The sequence below is a fragment of the Pseudomonas protegens genome, assembly GCF_003732485.1.
Lineage (GTDB): Bacteria > Pseudomonadota > Gammaproteobacteria > Pseudomonadales > Pseudomonadaceae > Aquipseudomonas > Aquipseudomonas protegens_B.
Genome location: NZ_MOAK01000036.1, coordinates 72,562 through 72,819 on the forward strand (window position 1 = coordinate 72,562; position 258 = coordinate 72,819).

At 59.7% G+C, this 258-nt stretch carries 1 protein-coding gene; it reads right to left on the minus strand.

Going from position 1 to position 258, the window contains the following annotated elements; genetic code table 11:
- A partial coding sequence (locus tag BLX41_RS07260; protein WP_123724337.1) for an exodeoxyribonuclease VII small subunit occupies positions 1-178 on the minus strand: 178 nt, incomplete at its 3' end.
- Positions 179-258 lie beyond the last annotated feature (80 nt).

Consider the following 258-nt stretch of genomic DNA (forward strand, 5'->3'; position numbering starts at 1 on the left):
GGACCTTCTGTTCGGCCTGGGCCAGGGCCGCTTGGCAGTCACGGGTCAGGCCAATGCCTTGTTCAAAGGCGGTCAACGAGTCTTCCAGCGACAGCTCGCCGTTCTCCAGACGCTCGACCAGGGTTTGCAGGTCGGCGAGGGATTGTTCGAAATCTAAGGCAGCTTTTTTGCGGGCCATGGCGGCTATCCCGGTTGACGTTAAACCGGCGCGACACTAGCAGACACCGGGGTTTCGGGCAAATGAGAGGTGTTCTGCTT